Source organism: Tistrella mobilis, assembly GCF_041468085.1.
Taxonomy (GTDB): domain Bacteria; phylum Pseudomonadota; class Alphaproteobacteria; order Tistrellales; family Tistrellaceae; genus Tistrella; species Tistrella mobilis_A.
Genome location: NZ_CP121017.1, coordinates 3,872,270 through 3,890,159, shown reverse-complemented (window position 1 = coordinate 3,890,159; position 17,890 = coordinate 3,872,270). Strand labels below are relative to the sequence as shown.

Below are 17,890 nucleotides of genomic sequence, written 5' to 3'. Positions count from 1 at the left end.
AATGCGTGCGAAGCGCATCAAGCCGTATGGGGGCGCCGAATCCTGGGGAGGATAGATGACCACAATGACCATGATGGATCACTCTGCCCGTGGTGACGGCCTGTCGATGAGCGACACGATCGCCCGGCTGGCCGATCGGGCCGGAGGGCTGGGGGTGCGGATTGCCGACATCGTCGGCAAGGTTGACGAGGTGACCCGCGCCCTGCGTGGCCAGTCTGACGGCCTTGGCGGACTGACCGGCCTGGTCGACCGCATGGCCGAAGACAACCGCGCGATCGATCAGGCGGCCCGGACCGCCGATGAGCGGGCGGCGCAAGCGGCTCGTCAGGCCGCCAGCTCCCGCGCCGAAGCGGCACAGACGCTGGACGAGATCCGCGAGCTGACGGGCAGCGTAGCCGACATCGCCCGCAGGCTTGATGTGCTGGCCCAGGCGCTTGACCGGGTGGGCAAGGTCTCAAGCCAGATCGACGGCATCGCCAAACAGACAAACCTGCTGGCCCTCAATGCCACGATCGAAGCGGCGCGGGCCGGAGAGGCCGGCCGCGGCTTTGCCGTGGTGGCCGGAGAGGTCAAAAGCCTCGCCCGGTCCACCCAGGAAGCCACCGCCCAGATCTCGCAGACCCTGGGCGAGCTGGGCCTGGAGGTCAGGGCGCTGGTCGATGCCAGCGGGCGGACACTCGGCAAGGCGGAGCATGTGCGTGAGGGCACCGGGCGGATCGGCGGTGTCATCGACGGGCTGGCGGATGCCGTGGGCATGATCGGCGGCGAGGTCGGCCGTATCGCCGGCCAGGCGGCATCCAACACCACCGTCTGCAATCAGGTCAGCGCGGAAATGCGCGAGCTGAACACGGGCGTCGCCCAGTCGCGCGCCCGGCTCGACGAGGCCGATGCGCGTCTGGTGGAGCTGCTCGATCTGTCCGAGAACCTGATCGAGCTGACGGCCGGTGCCGGAGCCGAGACCGTCGACACACCGTTCATCGCCGCCGCAACCCGGGCTGCGGCACAGGCGATCGAGGCGTTCGAAACGGCACTGGCTGCCGGGCGGATCGATATCGCGGATGTGTTCGACGAAAGCTACCGGCCGGTCCCGGGATCGGATCCGGTGCAGTACACCACCCGGTTCACCGAGCTTTGTGATCGGGTCCTTCCGGCGATTCAGGAACCGGTTCTGGCAATCGATCCCAGGGTGGTGTTCTGCGCCGCTGTGGATCGCAACGGCTATCTGCCCACCCATAATGCGAAGTTCTCGAAGCCCCAGGGGCGCGATCCGATGTGGAACGCGGCCAATTCCCGCAACCGACGGAAGTTCGACGACCGCACGGGGTTGCGTGCGGCCCGCAGCACCAAGCGGTTCCTGCTGCAGACCTATCGTCGCGACATGGGAGGCGGGCAGTTTACGCTGATGAAGGATCTGGCCGTGCCGATCACGATTCGCGGCCGCCATTGGGGGGCGATGCGTCTGGCCTATCGGGCGGAATAAGCGGGCGGCCGGATGGTCAGCCGATCCGATTGAGGGCGATGTGGCGCGCGGCGGGCAGGGCCGCCGCTGCTGCCCGGATCGCCAGGATATCCGGGGTTGCGGCACGTGCCCCCAGTGCGGCACAGGCAAGTCCGCCGGCCGCAACCCCTTCGGCCAGGGCCCGGGCCGCATCCGCACCGCGGGCGAGAGCGGCCGCATAGGCGCCCACGAAGGCATCACCCGCCCCGGTGCTGTCCACCACCGGCACGGGGGCCGATGGCTGGCGCACCAGTGCGGTGTCGTCGGCAATCAGGGCGCCGGCTGCCCCCAGCGTCATCACCACCACCTGTTCGGGGCGGAGCCCCGCGGCGCGACGGCCGGACCGGATGGCGGCGGCCAGGACCGCATCGGGGGCGTCGGGATCCGGGGCGTCACCAGCGAAGGCCGCCCATTCGGTCTCGTTCACCACCAGATGATCCACCGGAGCCAGCGGCAGTTCATCCGCCCCACGGGCCGGGGCGGCGTTGTGGATCACCACGGCGCCGCATGCGGCGGCGCGGGCCTGGAGCCGGGCGATGCCAGCGGCGGGGGTCTCATTCTGGGTGACCAGCACGGCGCCTGCAAGCAGCGCGCCCTCCACCGCCATATCGTCCAGGTCGTCATTGGCGCCGGGGGAGACGATGATCTGGTTGTCGGTGCGGTCATCACCCGCCCGGCGCGGTCCCACGGCGACGATGGCGAGACCGGTGGGGCGGTGTGTGCGGATCACGCCCGAGATGTCGCAGCCGGCAGCAGCAAGGCCGGCAAGGGCCGTATCTGCCGCCGCATCATCGCCGACTGCGGCGACCAGGGAGGTGCGGGCGCCGGCGCGGGCTGCGGCGAAAGCCTGATTGCCGCCCTTGCCGCCCGGCAATTGCAGGGGATCGCCCGCGGCCACGGTTTCCCCTGCCGCCGGCAGATGCCGGCAGGCGAGCACCAGATCCTGATTGACCGAACCGAAAACCAGCACACGGCCATCTGGCCGCTGGCCCTTCGGAGTGGCGGAGGGAGTGTTCACGGGACATGGTCTCCGCAGGTCGGCGAGGTATGTATCCGAGCGGCGTATAAGCCTCAGCGGCGGGGCCGGTACCACATGGTGAAGGCGAAGAGCACGGTCATGATCGCCACGACCACGATCACCGACAGCCAGTCGACCGCCCCCACCGAAAGCCCCAGCAACAGGATGCCGAGCAGCACCGGGGCCATGACGATCAGATAGGTTTTCATGCGATGCGGGTCCCGTCGGCCGGTGCCCTCCGGGCGGGGCCGGCGGGCGTGAATGAGGGGTCAAGGGTGGCGTCTGCCGCTGCGCCGGTCAAGGGGCGGGCGGCTCGCTGTATCCGGCTCGACGCACCCCATGAAACCCGGCATCCTCCATGAAAAAGGCGCCCGGCCGGAAGGCGGGCGCCCCTGCGTGTGAAGATGCAGATGGATCAGCCGGCGGCCGACAGCGCCGTGATCGGCGGCACCAGAATGCAGGCGATGCCGCGCTTGTCGAGCAAGGCGCAGGCCTGGCGGGCCGGGCGCTCGCCCTCGAAGCCCATCATGCGGGCACGATAGATGTAACGGCCGCCGACCGAATGCGGCTCCACGGCCGTCTGAGCACCGGCGCGCAGATCAGCCGGCAGCAGATCCTGGGCGCGGGTCACCAGCCCCTGGGCTGCATCGACGCGACCGAAGGCGCCGAACTGAATGCCCCAGCGGCCCTGCGTATCGAAAACCCGCGGCTTCGGCGCAATGGCGGCGTACTGGGTGTCGCCCTGGGCGACGGGCTGCGGTGCAGGGGCCGCGGCCACTGGCGCGGTTGCGACGGGTGCTGCGGCGACTGGGGCTGCGGCGACTGGCGTTGCGGCGGGCACGTCGAGTGCGGCGGTCTGGACGATGGCCTGCGGTGCCGCATCATTGCCGAACTCGGCATCGTCTTCATCCACCGCGGCGATTGCGGCCTCTCCGGTCATGTCACGCTCGGCGGCGGCGATCTGGGCGGCGCTGATCGAGGCGACCTTGACCGAGGCTCCGCCGATATCATCCAGATCACGGTCCAGCCTGGCGATCTGCAGCTCCCCGCGGGCGCGCGCCTGGGCGATGGCGCGCTGCCGTTCGGCCGGGCTTTCCGCCGCGAGACGCACGAAGGCCTTGTCCAGAAGCCCGGCAACCGTCTGGTCGCGGGATGCGGCGCTGGACCCGCCGAAGATGACACCGATCAGGCGGTGGTCGTTGCGCACGGCCGAGACCACGATGTTGAAGCCCGAGGCGCGGGTGTAGCCGGTCTTGATCCCGTCCGTGCCGGTATAGGAGCTGAGCATCCGGTTGTGGTTGCGAAGCGGCTGCCCTTTGTAGTTGTACGACTTGGTCGAGAACATCGCGTATTCCCGGGGGAAGTCGTTCATCAGGTGCACGGCCAGCGTCGCCATGTCGCGGGCGGTGGAAAACTGGTGCCGGTTGGGCAGGCCGTTGGCGTTCTGGAACGTGGTCTTGTCCATCCCCAGCTTGCGGGCCTTGGCGGTCATCATCCGGGCGAAGGCGATTTCACTGCCGCCCAGAGCCTCGGCCAGCACCACGGCCGCGTCATTGGCCGATTTGGTGATCAGGCCATAGATCGCATCCTCGACCTTGATGGTCTGGCCGGCGCGCAGGCCCAGCTTGGTGGGCGCCATGCCGGCCGCGCGGGCCGAGACCGGCAGCGCCTGGTCCATGGTCAGCCGCTTTGCCTTCAGCGCCTCGAAGGTCATGTACAGCGTCATCATCTTGGTGAGCGACGCCGGGTAGTTGCGCACGTCGGCGTTCTTCGCATAGAGCACGCGGCCGGTCTCTGCCTCGACGATCAATGCGGCATAGCCGGCGGCAGCCGTGCGGGCGAAGCCGGTGCCGGCGATCAGCGCCACCAGCAGCACCATCATCAGCCGGACCAGGCCGGATGCGGGCAGGGCGGCGGACCCGCGGGCGGACGCGCCAGACCGGGCGCATCCGTCGGGCAGGGCAATCCGCAGCCGGCTGTTGCGACCGAATATCATAGCGTCCGTCCCCGTCGTTTTCGCCCGGCCGTGCATCCCGGCCGGGCTGGAACCATTGATCTCCGCGCCCCGGATCCCGACCTTGTCCTGCAGGCAGAAGGCCCGGCCTCCCGTCGGCCGGTCGCTCTGCACGAAGGCACGACCGCAGGTTTCACGCGAATGGTGGAACATCCGCGCGCAACCCATCCGCATCCGCCGCACCCGGACCCGTTCCATCAGCGGAAAGGAGCAACCCGGCGTGATGCGGTGGATGAACGGCTGTTGATCCGTGGACTTGCATCCTAGCCATGCCCGGGTGGTTGCGGCAACCCGAAAATTCTTGTTGTGTATGGGCTTAATTCTGTTTCCTCGCCCAGGGTGTGACCGAAGGAGCGCGCATGTCAGGAAAGATGCCCCCGAACCCCGCCGCCGGCCGCGCAACGCGGCCCCGGCGGTTCGCCTGGTTCGCTGCGACGGTGGTGGCGCTTGTCACCACCGGTTGTGCCGCCACCGGGCCCGCGGGCGATCCGATCACCCGCAGCTTCACCTGGTTCGATTATGTCGGCGGCGGCGAACTTGCCCGCAGCTGCATGATCGGGGCGCCGGACCGCTACCGGCTGGTCTACAACGCCGTCTTCCCCGAGCAGGTCCGAACCTATGATCTGGTCGTCATCCGCGATGGCCGGGCCCGCATCTCCGGATCCGAACTCACCACCAATGTCTGGCAGCGGGCCGACCTGACCCGGATCCGGGTCCCGCAGCTGGGGGCACCCTGGGCGCCGGTCGAGGCGCGGGTGCGCCTGGATGCCGCACAGACCGCCGCGATCCTGGACCGGCTGGCGGCTGGCGGGGCTTTCGAGCCTGCACCTGCGGGCGAGCGGCTGCATTCCCTCGGCTTCTACTGGACGGTGGCACGCTGTGTGGATGGGCGGTTCGGTTTCTGGGCCGCCGAATATCCCGATCCTGCGTTCCGGGCCTTCCATCCGCAGATCCTGTTTTCGGTGGATGGAAATCCCGTGCCGCCGCAGGAACCGCGGCCGACCGTGACCAACCCGCCCACACGGTCGCAGGATGGCGGGCTGGTCAACGGCCATTCGCCCTTCACCCTGACGGTGGTGGAAAACGGCATTGCGGGGGTCGATTACGGCCGCTGACGGCTGCACCGCGACAACCACGCCGGCTTGACCTGAGTGGTATGAAGGCGTTAAGTTATGTTGCAGCGCAGCATGGCTTGGGTAACTGCATGCCTCGGCCTCGCTGTCCGGTTTCATTGTTCCGCAGCCCCACCGCCCCGGCCGTTCGCCCGGGGCCGACCGGATACAGGGACCCGCGCTTTGCCGCCCAGGATCGGCAGCCCGCTCTACGCGGAACCGAACGGAGAGAGACGCATGACCACCCGCAAGACTCCCGGCACCGGCACCCGTGGCCGGACCACCCGCGGCACCGCGTCCGACGCGACCGGTACCGCGACGCCCAAGGTCGCCGCCACCAAGGCTGCGCCCGCCGAGCCCGCAGCCGTCGAGACCGCAGCCGAAGCGACGCAGAACGTGGCCGAGACCGCCGCCGAGACGGTGACGGCGGCAACCGAGACCGCCGCCGAGACGGTCGAGGCCACCGCCGAGGCGGCGGCCGAGGCTGCGCCGGCCGTGACTGAGGCCGCGGCGGAGACGCCGGCTCCGGCGTCGGCGGCCCCGGCCGTACCGGCGATGAAGAGCGGCGCCGCGCTGATGGAAGAGATGGCGGCGATGGCCGCCGCCACCACCGCGGCCGATATCGCCGCCGAGGCGGTGCGCACCGCCAGCGCGATCGCCGAACGGTCGGCCAAGGCGGCCATGGAAGTGTTCGACGGCGTGAAGAAGTCGGTTGCCCCCGAAGGCATGGCCGACGGCACCGTGATGCTCGACGAGGCCAACCGGCTCCGCGAGCGCGCGGTCGAGGATCTGATGGAGGCCTCCAACGAGACCGCCAAGGCGCTGAGCGATGCCACGGACGGCATCATCGCCTTCACCCAGGCCCGGATCGATTTCGGCGTCAACACCGCCCGCGAGGCTTTTGCCGCGCAGTCTTTCGAAGAGATGGCCGCGGTGCAGGAACGCTATGCCCGCGGGCTGGTCGATCTTTATGTCGAGCACGCGGCCAAGATGTCCGAGGTGGGCATCCGCCTGGCCGGCGCGGCGCTGGCCCCGCTGAACCGGCAGTGGCAGAACGCCTTCACCCCGCCGTCGGCCCGGCCGCGGGTCTGACCGTTTTCAGCCTTTGAAGGATCGGGTACCGGGCGACAGATCCCGGTGCTCCGCCGACCAGACCCGCAGCCGGCTTGCCCGGTTGCGGGTCTTCGTCGTTGCAGGGAAGCGACATCCGGAGCGGCCCCTTGAAAATTTCTCGGGCCCCATTGCGCCGATAGGGCGACGCATCACTGTTTTCAAGGTCTTTTCCTGCCCGGGGCGAATCCAATATCCTCATTCCGAGGAAGGGTGCCGGAACCTTGATCGATTGCGACGGAATGGCCGAACACGACGGAATGGGCATGAGCGGCGAACGCAGATCCGATGACGACCGCCCCGGCTTCGGGACGGTGACGGAGGTCGCGACCCGACCGAAGGCGGCAACCCGAAAGCCGTCGATGTACAAGGTTTTGCTGCTGAATGACGATTACACGCCGATGGAGTTCGTGATCGACGTTCTGCAGCGCTTCTTCAGCAAGGGTGCGGAGGAAGCGACCCGCATCATGCTGCATGTTCACAACCACGGCGTCGGTGTCTGCGGCGTGTTTCCGTTCGAGGTGGCCGAGACCAAGGTCAACCAGGTGATGGATTACGCCCGCCGCAACCAGCATCCGCTCCAGTGCACGATGGAAAAGGACTGATGTCGATTCTTTCCAAGAACCTCGAGCAGAGCCTGCACCGCGCCTTCGCCATCGCGAACGCGCGGCGTCACGAATACGCGACGCTCGAACACCTGCTGCTCGCGATGCTGGACGATCAGGACGCCGTGGCCGTGCTGAAGGCCTGCGACGTCGATGTCGACCGCCTGCGTGTCGACCTGAACGATTTCCTGGACAACGAGCTGGCGAGCCTCGTGACCGACAGCGGGGTCGAGGCGAAGCCCACGATCAGCTTTCAGCGCGTCATCCAGCGCGCGGCCATCCATGTGCAGAGCTCCGGCCGCGCCGAAGTGACCGGTGCCAATGTCCTGGTCGCGCTGTTCTCGGAACGCGAGAGCCATGCGGTCTATTTCCTGCAGACCCAGGACATGTCGCGGCTGGATGCGGTCAATTATATCAGCCACGGCATCGCCAAGGCGCCTGGCATGACCGAGAACCGCAGCGTCCGCGGCGCGCCGGTGACCGGCTCCGCCCAGGAGGAAGAGGCCCAGCGCGAGGCGCAGAAGGGCGCCCAGAAGGGGGCCGCCAAGGCGCTGACCAGCTATTGCGTGAACCTGAACGACAAGGCCCGGGCCGGCAAGATCGACGTGCTGGTCGGCCGTGACGGCGAGGTCGAGCGCGCGATCCAGGTGCTGTGCCGCCGGACCAAGAACAATCCGCTGCTGGTGGGCGATCCCGGCGTCGGCAAGACCGCCATCGCCGAAGGCCTCGCGCGCCGGATCGTGACCGGCGACGTGCCCGAAGTGCTGAAGGATGCCACCATCTACGCGCTCGATATGGGCGCGCTGCTGGCGGGTACCCGCTATCGCGGCGACTTCGAGGAGCGCCTGAAGGCGGTGGTGACGGAACTTGAGGCCCAGGACCATGCGGTCCTGTTCATCGACGAAATCCACACCGTGATCGGTGCCGGTGCCACCTCGGGCGGGGCCATGGATGCGTCGAACCTGCTGAAGCCTGCGCTTCAGGCCGGCACCATCCGGTGCATGGGCTCGACCACCTACAAGGAGTTCCGCAATTACATCGAAAAGGACCGCGCGCTGCTGCGCCGGTTCCAGAAGATCGACGTGTCGGAGCCGACCCCTGAGGATGCGGTCAAGATCCTGAAGGGTCTGAAGCCCTATTACGAAAAATTCCACGACGTTCAGTACACCGAGGCTGCGCTGAAGGCTGCGGTCGATCTGTCGGTGCGCTATATCCACGAGCGCAAGCTGCCCGACAAGGCGATCGACCTGATCGACGAGGTGGGGGCCGCCCAGCGGCTGCTGCCGCCTTCACGCCGGCGCAAGCAGATCAGCGTCAAGGAGATCGAGGGCATCGTCGCCCGGATCGCCCGGATCCCCGAGAAGAGCGTTTCGGCGCGCGACAAGGACAGCCTGCGCAACCTGGCCGACAATCTGAAGACCGTGGTCTATGGTCAGGATCAGGCGATCAGTGCGCTCGCCAACGCGATCAAGCTTGCCCGGGCCGGCCTGCGCGACCCCGAGAAGCCGATCGGCTCGTATCTCTTCACCGGCCCCACCGGTGTCGGCAAGACCGAAGTCGCCAAGCGGCTGGCAGAGATCCTGGGCATCAAGCTGATCCGCTTCGACATGTCGGAATACATGGAGCGGCATTCGGTGTCGCGGCTGATCGGCGCCCCTCCGGGCTATGTCGGTTTTGACCAGGGCGGCATGCTGACCGATGCGATCGATCAGAACCCCCATGCAGTGCTGCTGCTGGACGAGATCGAGAAGGCCCATCCCGACCTGTTCAATGTTCTGTTGCAGGTCATGGACTACGGCAAGCTCACCGATCATAACGGCAAGACGGTCGATTTCCGCAATGTCGTGCTGATCATGACCTCCAATGCCGGTGCGGCTGAAATCGCCAAGGCGCCGATCGGCTTCGGCCGGGTCGACCGGGCAGGTGAGGATCAGGATGTGGTGAAGCGGATGTTCACGCCTGAGTTCCGCAACCGCCTGGACGCGACCATTCCCTTTGGCCGCCTGCCGATCGATGTGGTGGAGCTGGTGGTCGACAAGTTCGTCAACCAGCTGGAGGCCCAGCTCGCCGATCGCAAGATCACGATCTCGCTCACCGAAGAGGCGCGTCGCTGGCTGGCGAATGCCGGCTATGACGAGGCGATGGGCGCCCGGCCGCTGGCCCGGGTCATCCAGGAGAAGATCAAGCAGCCGCTGGCCGAAGAGGTTCTGTTCGGTCATCTGGTCGATGGCGGCCACGTCGTGATCGACGTCGAAGAGGACAAGCCGGTCTTCCGCTTCGAAGTCAATGAGCCGAAGCCGCGGGGCGGTCGCAAGAGCGGTGGCGGCGGCGGTTCCGGCCCCGATGCCGGGCCGGAAGACGGGCACAAGCTGGATCCCAGCCGCGACGAACTGCCGGAACCTGTCGCCTGACCTTCTGCACAGCCCGTACGTCTCCCTGCACGGCCGCATGCGATGCATGCGGCCGTGTTTGCGTCCGGGAGGGCCATCGGCGTCGGGTCATGGGGAAGCTCTTGACCGGATGGTCAATTCCCGAATAACCTATAGTAGAAAAATGTCCGCACGGATGAACGTTGTGACAACGGCATGCCCGATCGCCGGCGGGGCATGCCGGGCCAGACCGCCGGGACCGTCGTCAGATCGGCACACCCCATGATTCCTGCGATCACCGCCGAAGATCCGCGACTTGGCGATCCTCTGCCGCCAGGGCCCTATCGCCGCGCCGTCGTCCGGGCGGCCATTGCGGCCGGGACACCCGCACCGGTGCTCGTTCCGGCCCATGACAGCCGGGCCGCCGCACTCATCTGGGCGGCGGAGGAGGTGCGGTATCTGGCACATCAGATCCGGGCCTGTGCGCTGCCCTGTGCGCCGATCCCGCTGGATCTCAAGCTGGCCAGGCTGGCGACGGAACTCGACCGGGTCTCGGCGGTGCTGGATCCGGAGGGGGTCGATCAGATGCCGCCGGCCGGGGGCGCCGCGCTCTGCAGCGAGGGGCTGCTCGTTGCCAGCATGGTGCGGCTCAGCCTGCCCATCGCCGGCATCCTGCTGCGCCTCGACGGCATGTCCGGGCCTGAGGTGGCGATGGCCTCCGAGACGCTCCGGGCGGCGCTTGGCCTGACCCTGCTGGTCATCGGCCCGGCCATGGAGGGCGGACTTGGCCCCTTTGTCGAGAACGTGTTGCGTGAGACCCTGACGGCGGCCCGAAATCCCGCCTGGCGCCGTCCGGTCAGCGTTGCCGTGACGGCGGCATCACGGTCGGGCGGGTTGACGGGGCCGGCGTCGGGCCGGGCTTGAAGAACAGGATCTGGACAAGCCGGCCGTTTTCGGGGGCGTCGCCGAAATCCACGCCGCTGGTGTGCCACAGCCAGGGACGGAACAGGATCAGCCGGTTGAACTTCATTGGCAGGACCGTGATCTGGTCCCATTTGGACCGGTCGCCGCCATCGCGCTTCAACACCGTGTCCAGGACGGCTTCACGGGTAGGAAGGCCGAATTTCTCCTGCGCCTCCTGATCGGTCAGGGGCGCACGATCGGTACCGCTCTCTTTGTGGCGGAAGAATTCAGTGCCGCCCTGTGCGTGTTCATCAAGGCTGAGGAACACAATCCCGGCCCAGGCGCAGCCCGGATCGATATGGACCACGCCCGCGCGGGTGTCCGAGGCGAAGGACAGCCGGCATTTGCCATGTGCCATCTCGCGATTGCCGATCACCGGCTCGCGGACGATGTAGCTGAACATGCGATCGCTGTCGGGCGGCAGCATGAACTGTTTCGAATTGCGGCCCGGATAATAAATCTCGGGCCCCGACAGATGCGGATAATCGAGCTTCAGCGCCTGTGCCCGCACTTCGAGCGGGTTCTCGTAGAAGTCGTCGACGACGATCATCGACTGATGCATGGCACGCGCTCCGCTGAAGCCTCCGGTTCGCGCGCATTCCACCATGCCCGCGAACCGGCTTCAACCCGCTCGCTCAACCGCCGAACGTCCAGCCGCCCGGCAGGATCATTGCTGCCGAGGCAGCCCCGCCGGCGACGCCTTCCAGGGCGGCGTCGTCGAGTGCGGCATCATCCGTCCGGCGCTTCAGCCGCGGGATCAGGGCACGCCAGTCGAACCTGAAGCCCCGGGCATCACCGGTTTCCCCCAGGATGCGGGCGGCCTCTTCCGGGGTCATGGCGGCGATCAGCGCCGCGGCGGTGGCCGGGTCGCTGGCAAGTGCCATCAGCTGCGAGGTCGAGATCATATCGTCGGGCTCCGCCGCTCAGTTGCCGGAAATCATCCAGCCGCCACCCAGCGGCATATAGGCGCTGTTCACCGCGACGCCGCCGGCCACGCCTTCCAGCGCCGCATCGTCGATCTCGGTGTCTTCCGACCGCCGCTTGAGCCGGGGGATCAGCGAGCGCCAGTCGAACTTGAAGCCCTTGGCTTCACCGGCATCGCCCAGCACCTTGGCGGCCTCTTCGGCAGAGATGGCAGAGGCAAGTGCCCAGGCGACGGTCGGATCTGAGGTCAGCATCAGCAGGTGAGAGGTGGGCACCATGGCGGCGGCTCCATCGGCGGTGGCGGATCGTGGAGCCGAGCATGCGCCCGATCCTTGTTTCTGCCCAGCCCGTCCGTCGTGCCGCGTTGCCCGTCGTTTATCCGGCGCGGTCCCTATTCCGGGCCGCTCTGATCCCGACGGAAGGGCAGATGCTCGCCCAGCGCCTCGGCCTCGGCGTCGACCGCGGCGCGCTCGCGGTCCAGGAAGTCCCTGACCGCATGGGCAAGTCGCGGATCCGCCAGCCAGTGGGCCGAGCGGGTGGTGACGGGTTCGTAGCCGCGCAGCAGCTTGTGGCCACCCTGCGCGCCGGCCTCGACCCGCGCCAGACCACGGTCGATGGCGACCTCCATGGCCTGGTAGTAGCAGGTTTCGAAATGCAGGAAGGGCAAATCGACCACAGCCCCCCAATTGCGGCCGTAGAGGGTGTCGTTGCCGACGAGGTTGAGCGCACCGGCCACCGGCCGGTCGCCGTCATAGGCCATGATCAGCACCACCCGGTCGGGCATGGTTTCGCCCAGCCGGTCGAAAAAGCTGCGGGTGAGATAGGCCTCGCCCCATTTGCGGTCGACCGTGGCGCGGTAGAAGCGGTGAAAGGCATCCCAGGTGACTGGCGTGAGGGCATCGCCCGAAAGCGCGCGGAAGATCAGGCCGCTCTCGCGCACTTTTTCCCGCTCTTTGCGGATCATCTTGCGCTTGCGAGCCGAGAGTGCGGCCAGGAAGTCATCGAAACTGCCATAGCCGCGATTGTGCCAGTGGAATTGAACGTCATGTCGGGGCATGAAGCCGGCCATGGCGAGCGGTGCCATGTCTTCCGGCGTCAGGAAGGTGACATGCACGCCCGAGACGCCGAGGCTGCCGGCCACCGCAGCCAGCCCGTCGGCCAGGGTGCGGCGGATTGCCGGCGCCTCGGGGCCGTTGCCGGCCAGCAGGCGCGGGCCGGGCACGGGTGTGAAGGGCACGGCCGCCTGAAGCTTGGGATAATAGGCGCCGCCGGCCTGTTCATAGGCGCGCGCCCAGGCCTGATCGAAGACGTATTCGCCCCAGGAATGGGCTTTGAGATAAAGCGGCACCGCCCCGATCAGCCGTCCGTCGGCGGTGTTGAGCAGCAGATGGCGCGGCAGCCAGCCGGTGCGTTCCGAGACGGAACCGGAAACCTCCAGCGCGTGCAGAAAGGCGTGAGACAGAAACGGATTGTCGGCGCCTGCAAGGGCATTCCACGCTTCGGGGGCGATCTCCGCCATACTTTCAGCAGTGGTCAGGGTCAGGCGCTGGTCCTGGTCGGTCATCGGCTCCGGTTCCGGCGGATCGGGTGGGCGGCAGGCCTCCTATACTTGGCGCCCGGCCGGCGATGGGCAAGCCTCTCGCGCCACCGCCGCCCGCCGCGCCCGGACATAGACGGTGCAGAAGATGAGCCCGATGCCATAGGAGGGGGCGATGGTGGCCAGCACATGGGGTGTGCCTGCCAGGGCATGTGCCGTGGCAAAGACCAGGGCGAGCAGGGTGATCGGTACCACCGCCGCCACGATTGCGCCGGCCCGAAGCCGTCGCGCCAGGATCGCATCCATGGCGAGCGTGAGCACGGCGGTCGCGCCGAAACTCAGCAGGAATTGAACCGCGGCGGCCCTGAGCCCCGCCGGCATTCCTGCGCCGTGATTGGCGAAGAAGGCCCAGCCGCCATAGAGCAGGCCGGAGGCGGTGCCCAGGATGAGCGCCCGGCGGTTCAAGAGGCGGCCGCCTGCAGCGGGGTGTCGGCACCGTCGGCCTCGGAAATTTCTTCCATCACGAAGGCGGTGAGCGCCTCGACGCTCGCAAACGGGCTCACCTTGCGCGACACCGCCTTCTCGGAGGTCAGCGACACGGTGACACCGAAATCGTCGTCGAGCTTTTCCTCGACCGTGGTCAGAAAATTGACCAACCCCATGCTGTCGAACACGCCGCCGCTGCCATAGAGGATGAGCGCGGGACCAGGGGCAAGGTCGAAGGGTTCCTCGCGTTCCTCGTTCACCTCGGCGAGGGTGGCCAGGATCATGTCCCGGATTGCTGCTTCATCGGCCATCTTCGGGCCTCCTCTGTCTTGGGCGGGGTCTGTGGCGAAGGGTCAGGCGGGGACCGGTTCGGGCATTGGCGACAGCGCCCGGAGCAGATCCGGTATCATCCGGTCCGACAGCAGGTCGAAATGGCCGGCATCCAGTCCGATCAGCCGGAAGCGGCCGGTGGTATGGGCGGCCCAGCATTCGGGGCGGCGCTCGGCCGGATCACGCAGGGCGGTGATCATGGTGATGTCGCCGCGGATGGCGCCGCGCGCCTGCCATCCGGTCGTCGCCCGGGCGTTGCGCAGCACCCGGGCCTTCAGCCGGGCGATCGCCGGCCGGCCGAGACCGGCGGCGAGGCGGCCCATGGCGTCGTTGCCGCCCGCCGCGATACGGGCGAATTCACGCTCGAATTTTGCCGCGACCGCGTCGGGATGCAGGGGGACCGGTGCGGCCGAGACGTCGAGCAGCACCAGGTCCACCCGGCCGCCGGTCTCCGCCTCGATCAGCCGCGCAGCATCGAAGCCAGCCATGCCGCCGAGCGAATAGCCGATCAGATACCACGGTCCCCGGGGGGCGATCTCCAGCACCGTCCGGGCAAGATGGCGGGCGAATTCCGGCAGGCCCGCCGCCGGATGCGCCGGGAAGCGCAGCCCCCAGGCGGTGTGGCCGAGCCGTGCTGCAAGATCCAGGAAGATGGCCGGCTCTCCGGCGACCGGCGGGATCAGGAAGACCGGTGCCGTCCGCCCCGTCGCCGGCCGGAACAGCGGCAGCGGCCCGTCATCCTCGTGATCACCGGCGGTGATGCGGGCCTGATCCAGGGCCGCGGCCAGCAGCCGCGGCGTCGGGTTGAGGAACAGCTGCTTCAGATCTGTCTCAAGCCCGGTCGCCGCCCGGATCTCGCCGGTGAGCCGGAGCGCGGTCAGCGAATGTCCGCCTGCCAGGAAGAAATCGGTGGCCGCATCCACCGCTACCCCGTCCAGCACCCGGGCGAAGGCGCCGGCGATGGCGGCTTCAAGGGCGGTGGCCGGGGCGGTGCGGACCGGCCCCTCGGCGAGGGCCGGCGCCGGCAGGGCGGCGGCATCGAGCTTGCCGTTGGGGCGGCGGGGCAGGTGATCCATGCGGGTGAGCACCGCCGGAACCATCCAGCCCGGCAGGCGCCCGGCGGCCCAGCTCCGCAGCTCGGCCGCGGAGACGGTCTCGCCGACATACCAGCCGGCGAGCCTTGGGCCGCGGGGGCCGATGATGGCCCTGACCGCCGCCTCCTGTACGGCGGGATGGCTGGCCAGTCGTGCTGCGACCTCGCCCGGCTCCACCCGCGCGCCATCGATCTTCACCTGATCATCCAGCCGGCCCAGATAGAGGAAGACCCCGTCCGGCGTCAGCAAAGCCTCGTCACCGGTGCGGTAGAGTCGGGCCCCCGGGCTTGCCGGATCTTCGGGAAAACGGTCGGCCGACAGGTCCGGCCGGCCCAGATAGCCGCGGGCAAGCTGAACGCCACCGATCACCAGCTCCCCCGGCCGACCCACCGCGACCGGTCGCAGGGTATCGGGGTCGACCACCAGCAGCCGGGTGTTCCAGACCGGCCGGCCGATCGGCACCACCGTCTCTTCGGGATCGGCATCATGGCGGGCGACGTCGATCGCGGCCTCGGTCGGCCCGTAGAGATTGACGATCCGGACACCCGGCCAGCGGGCTGCGACCCGGCGCACGGTTTCCGACCGCAAGGCTTCGCCGCTGGTCACGATCAGCCGCAGCCGCGACAGGCGTTCGTCATCGGCTGCGGGCAGACCGGCCAGCATGGCATCCAGGGCGCCGGGCACGAAATGCAGGCAGGCAATGTCCCGCGCCTCGATCAGCCTGGCCAATGCCTGCGGATCATGGGCGGTGACCGCGGGGCAGAGCACCATGGGCGCGCCCATGGCCGGCGGCATCAGCATCTCCCAGACCGAGACGTCGAAGCTTGCGGTCGTGCGGTGCAGGATCGGTTCGTGCTGTCGATGGCCAAGTGCGTGCCACTGCCAGACCAGCCGGTTGAGCAGGGCGGCATGGTCGACCATTACCCCCTTCGGCCGGCCGGTGGTGCCGGAGGTGTAGAGCAGATAGGCCAGATGGTCGGGGGCCGGGGCCGGCAGCGCCACCTCCGGTGCGTCGAGCGCGCCTGCATCATCCATCACCAGCAGCGGCCGGCCCGTCGCGATTGTCGCGAAGTCCCGGCAGGTGATCACGGTCATCGCCCCGCCATCCGCCGCCAGCTCGGCCAGCCGCGCCGGCGGCAGGGCGGGATCGAGCGGCAGGAAGGCCGCACCGGATTTGAGCACCCCCAGAACCGCGGCAATCATTTCGGGCCGCCGGTCGATCATCACCCCGATGATCCGGTCGGGGCCGGCGCCCAGCGCGACGAGGACCCGGGCGACCCTGTCGGACCAGAGGTCGAGGGCCGCGAAGCTCGTGACCTCGCCCGCTGCGGTCACCAGGGCGGGCTCGGCAGATCTGAGACGCGCGGTCTCGCGGATCAGCTCCACCACGCTCGCCGCGCCGCCGGCCCGGCCCGGCAATGGTCGGGCGGTATCGTTCACCCGCGCGATCAAGGCCCGTTCGGCCGCAGGCATGGGCGGGATCAGTCGCGCGAGCGGTGTGTCGGGTGTCGCCTGTTCCAGAGCATCCAGCATCGGCCCCAGCCGCTCCACCACCGGCGCCGCCCCAAGTGGTCCCCAATGGGCGGCATCCAGTGCCAGATCGAAATCGACCGGCCCCTCACCCCCCAGATCGCGGACATGGAGGGCGAGGGCGTATTTGTCGCCCTCGTGACTGACCGGGTGGAGCAGGGTGCGGCAGCCGGCGAAGCCCTGTGTGGCCGGCCGGGTCTCGAAGGAGAACAGCACATCGCCGAGCATGGCATCACCGGCCCCGGGTCTGCGGCCGAGCGCCTTGCCGATCGCGCCCATGGGCAGGCGCTGATGGCGGAAGCCACGACGCATCGCCGCCTGAACCGCGGCTGCGGCCTCGCCCAGCCGTCCGGCCGGGTCGATCTGCAGGCCAAGCGGCATCAGCCGGACGAAGGGGGCGATGGCCGCGCGTTCGGCCGCGGTCATCCGGTTGCGAACCGGGGTGGCGACGATCATCGCCACCCGGCCGGTCAACTCGTGGACCAGGGTCGCGAACAGGGTGAGCAGCAGGGCCGGCAGAGGAACGCCGGCGGCGGTGGCGACCGCCTCGATCCGGGCAAAGGCCGCCCGGTCGCGGGTGATCCGGGCCTTGAGCGACGGTCCGAAGGGCGGGCGGCGCAGAAAGGCCCGGGCGGGCAGATCGGCCAGCTCACGGGCCCAGAAGGCACCGTCCTCTGCGGCTTTCGGCCCCTGGATCCAGGCAAGCTCGACCGCAGGATCGGGCAGCGGTGCCGGCTCCGGTACCGGTATCCCGCCGGTCAGGATGGCGTCATAGGCCCGGCGGAACCGATCGAAAAGGGCAAGCCCTGCCCAGCCGTCGGCGATCAGATGATGGCAGCGGAACAGAATGGTCCGCCGGTCCTGCGCCGCCTTCAGGACCCACATGTCGTGCATGACCCGGCCGTCCTCGGGTCGGATCGGTTCGGCCCAGAGGGCGGCGGCCCGGGCGGCGACGCTCATCGCGGGGTCCGGTCCGGCGCTGAAATCTTCCAGCCGGAAGGGGGCAGGGGTGGTGTCGTCCGGTGGTGCCACCGCCAGCATCGGCTGATGATCCTGCACCACCAGCCGGGCCCGCATCGCCGCCACGTCGCCCATCACCGTCCGATAGGCCGCTGCCGCCACCCCATCGTCGAAGGCGCCGTCCACCTGCATCTCGCCCCCGACCAGGTACAGCCGGTCGGGGTTGAGCGTGCGATCGAAGAATATGTCGCGCTGGGCGAGATTGAGGTGATGCAGCATGTGGCTGCCTCCCGGACGGGGCATCTGCGCCCGTTGAGGGAATGTGCGGGGGAGCTGCAGG

16 protein-coding genes are annotated in these 17,890 nt (G+C 68.5%); 6 read left to right on the top strand and 10 right to left on the bottom strand.

The annotated features are described in order from the left end of the window. Positions 1 to 55: 55 nt before the first annotated feature. Positions 56 to 1,480: a methyl-accepting chemotaxis protein gene (locus P7L68_RS23105; protein ID WP_372002041.1), complete on the top strand. Its 1,425-nt coding sequence runs from the start codon at positions 56 to 58 to the stop codon at positions 1,478 to 1,480. Between the two features lie 16 nt (positions 1,481 to 1,496). On the opposite strand, the gene P7L68_RS23100 is transcribed toward P7L68_RS23105, so the two are convergent. The 3 genes from P7L68_RS23100 to P7L68_RS23090 all read right to left on the bottom strand — a co-directional run bounded on the left by P7L68_RS23100 (position 1,497) and on the right by P7L68_RS23090 (position 4,512). Then, entirely contained in the window at positions 1,497 to 2,516 is a 1,020-nt protein-coding gene (locus tag P7L68_RS23100; RefSeq protein ID WP_372002039.1) for a PfkB family carbohydrate kinase, read from the bottom strand. A 53-nt stretch (positions 2,517 to 2,569) separates the two neighbouring features. Beyond that, positions 2,570 to 2,725: a hypothetical protein gene (locus tag P7L68_RS23095; protein ID WP_372002037.1), complete on the bottom strand. Its 156-nt coding sequence runs from the start codon at positions 2,723 to 2,725 to the stop codon at positions 2,570 to 2,572. Between the two features lie 206 nt (positions 2,726 to 2,931). Further along, a complete protein-coding gene (locus P7L68_RS23090) occupies positions 2,932 to 4,512 on the bottom strand; it encodes a D-alanyl-D-alanine carboxypeptidase (protein WP_372002035.1) in 1,581 nt (526 codons plus the stop codon). Between the two features lie 377 nt (positions 4,513 to 4,889). On the opposite strand from P7L68_RS23090, the gene P7L68_RS23085 reads away from it, so the two are divergent. The 5 genes from P7L68_RS23085 to P7L68_RS23065 all read left to right on the top strand — a co-directional run bounded on the left by P7L68_RS23085 (position 4,890) and on the right by P7L68_RS23065 (position 10,650). Next, the gene (locus P7L68_RS23085; protein WP_372002034.1) at positions 4,890 to 5,645 is read left to right on the top strand and encodes a hypothetical protein; all 756 of its coding nucleotides are present in this window, start codon (positions 4,890 to 4,892) and stop codon (positions 5,643 to 5,645) included. Positions 5,646 to 5,879: 234 nt separating this feature from the next. Then, a complete protein-coding gene (locus P7L68_RS23080) occupies positions 5,880 to 6,734 on the top strand; it encodes a phasin family protein (RefSeq protein ID WP_372002032.1) in 855 nt (284 codons plus the stop codon). A 278-nt stretch (positions 6,735 to 7,012) separates the two neighbouring features. Continuing rightward, entirely contained in the window at positions 7,013 to 7,357 is a 345-nt protein-coding gene (gene clpS / locus P7L68_RS23075) for an ATP-dependent Clp protease adapter ClpS (RefSeq protein ID WP_014744106.1), read from the top strand. After that, on the top strand, positions 7,357 to 9,768 hold the full coding sequence (clpA, locus tag P7L68_RS23070) for an ATP-dependent Clp protease ATP-binding subunit ClpA (RefSeq protein ID WP_372002031.1): 2,412 nt from the start codon (positions 7,357 to 7,359) through the stop codon (positions 9,766 to 9,768). The genes clpS and clpA overlap by 1 nt, the downstream gene beginning before the upstream one ends. A gap of 240 nt (positions 9,769 to 10,008) precedes the next feature. After that, positions 10,009 to 10,650, top strand: coding sequence for a hypothetical protein (locus P7L68_RS23065; protein ID WP_372002029.1), 642 nt, complete (start codon positions 10,009 to 10,011; stop codon positions 10,648 to 10,650). Here P7L68_RS23065 and P7L68_RS23060 read toward each other — a convergent pair. The 7 genes from P7L68_RS23060 to P7L68_RS23030 all read right to left on the bottom strand — a co-directional run bounded on the left by P7L68_RS23060 (position 10,583) and on the right by P7L68_RS23030 (position 17,829). Further along, positions 10,583 to 11,251, bottom strand: coding sequence for a DUF6445 family protein (locus tag P7L68_RS23060; protein WP_372002027.1), 669 nt, complete (start codon positions 11,249 to 11,251; stop codon positions 10,583 to 10,585). The two genes, P7L68_RS23065 and P7L68_RS23060, sit on opposite strands and share 68 nt — an antisense overlap. Before the next feature lie 73 nt (positions 11,252 to 11,324). Continuing rightward, positions 11,325 to 11,594: a hypothetical protein gene (locus P7L68_RS23055; protein WP_372002025.1), complete on the bottom strand. Its 270-nt coding sequence runs from the start codon at positions 11,592 to 11,594 to the stop codon at positions 11,325 to 11,327. 18 nt (positions 11,595 to 11,612) lie between these two features. Next, positions 11,613 to 11,891 (bottom strand): hypothetical protein, encoded by a 279-nt coding sequence (locus tag P7L68_RS23050; RefSeq protein WP_372002023.1) that lies wholly within the window; start codon positions 11,889 to 11,891, stop codon positions 11,613 to 11,615. A 113-nt stretch (positions 11,892 to 12,004) separates the two neighbouring features. Next, entirely contained in the window at positions 12,005 to 13,177 is a 1,173-nt protein-coding gene (locus tag P7L68_RS23045) for a GNAT family N-acetyltransferase (RefSeq protein ID WP_372002021.1), read from the bottom strand. Positions 13,178 to 13,216: 39 nt separating this feature from the next. Beyond that, a complete protein-coding gene (locus tag P7L68_RS23040) occupies positions 13,217 to 13,615 on the bottom strand; it encodes a hypothetical protein (RefSeq protein ID WP_372002020.1) in 399 nt (132 codons plus the stop codon). After that, positions 13,612 to 13,947 (bottom strand): hypothetical protein, encoded by a 336-nt coding sequence (locus P7L68_RS23035; protein ID WP_372002018.1) that lies wholly within the window; start codon positions 13,945 to 13,947, stop codon positions 13,612 to 13,614. Before P7L68_RS23035 ends, P7L68_RS23040 begins: the two co-directional genes overlap by 4 nt. Positions 13,948 to 13,989: 42 nt before the next feature. Next, positions 13,990 to 17,829 carry an amino acid adenylation domain-containing protein gene (locus P7L68_RS23030; protein WP_372002017.1) on the bottom strand — a complete coding sequence of 1,280 codons (3,840 nt, stop codon included), beginning with the start codon at positions 17,827 to 17,829 and terminating at the stop codon, positions 13,990 to 13,992. Between the last annotated feature and the right edge of the window lie 61 nt (positions 17,830 to 17,890).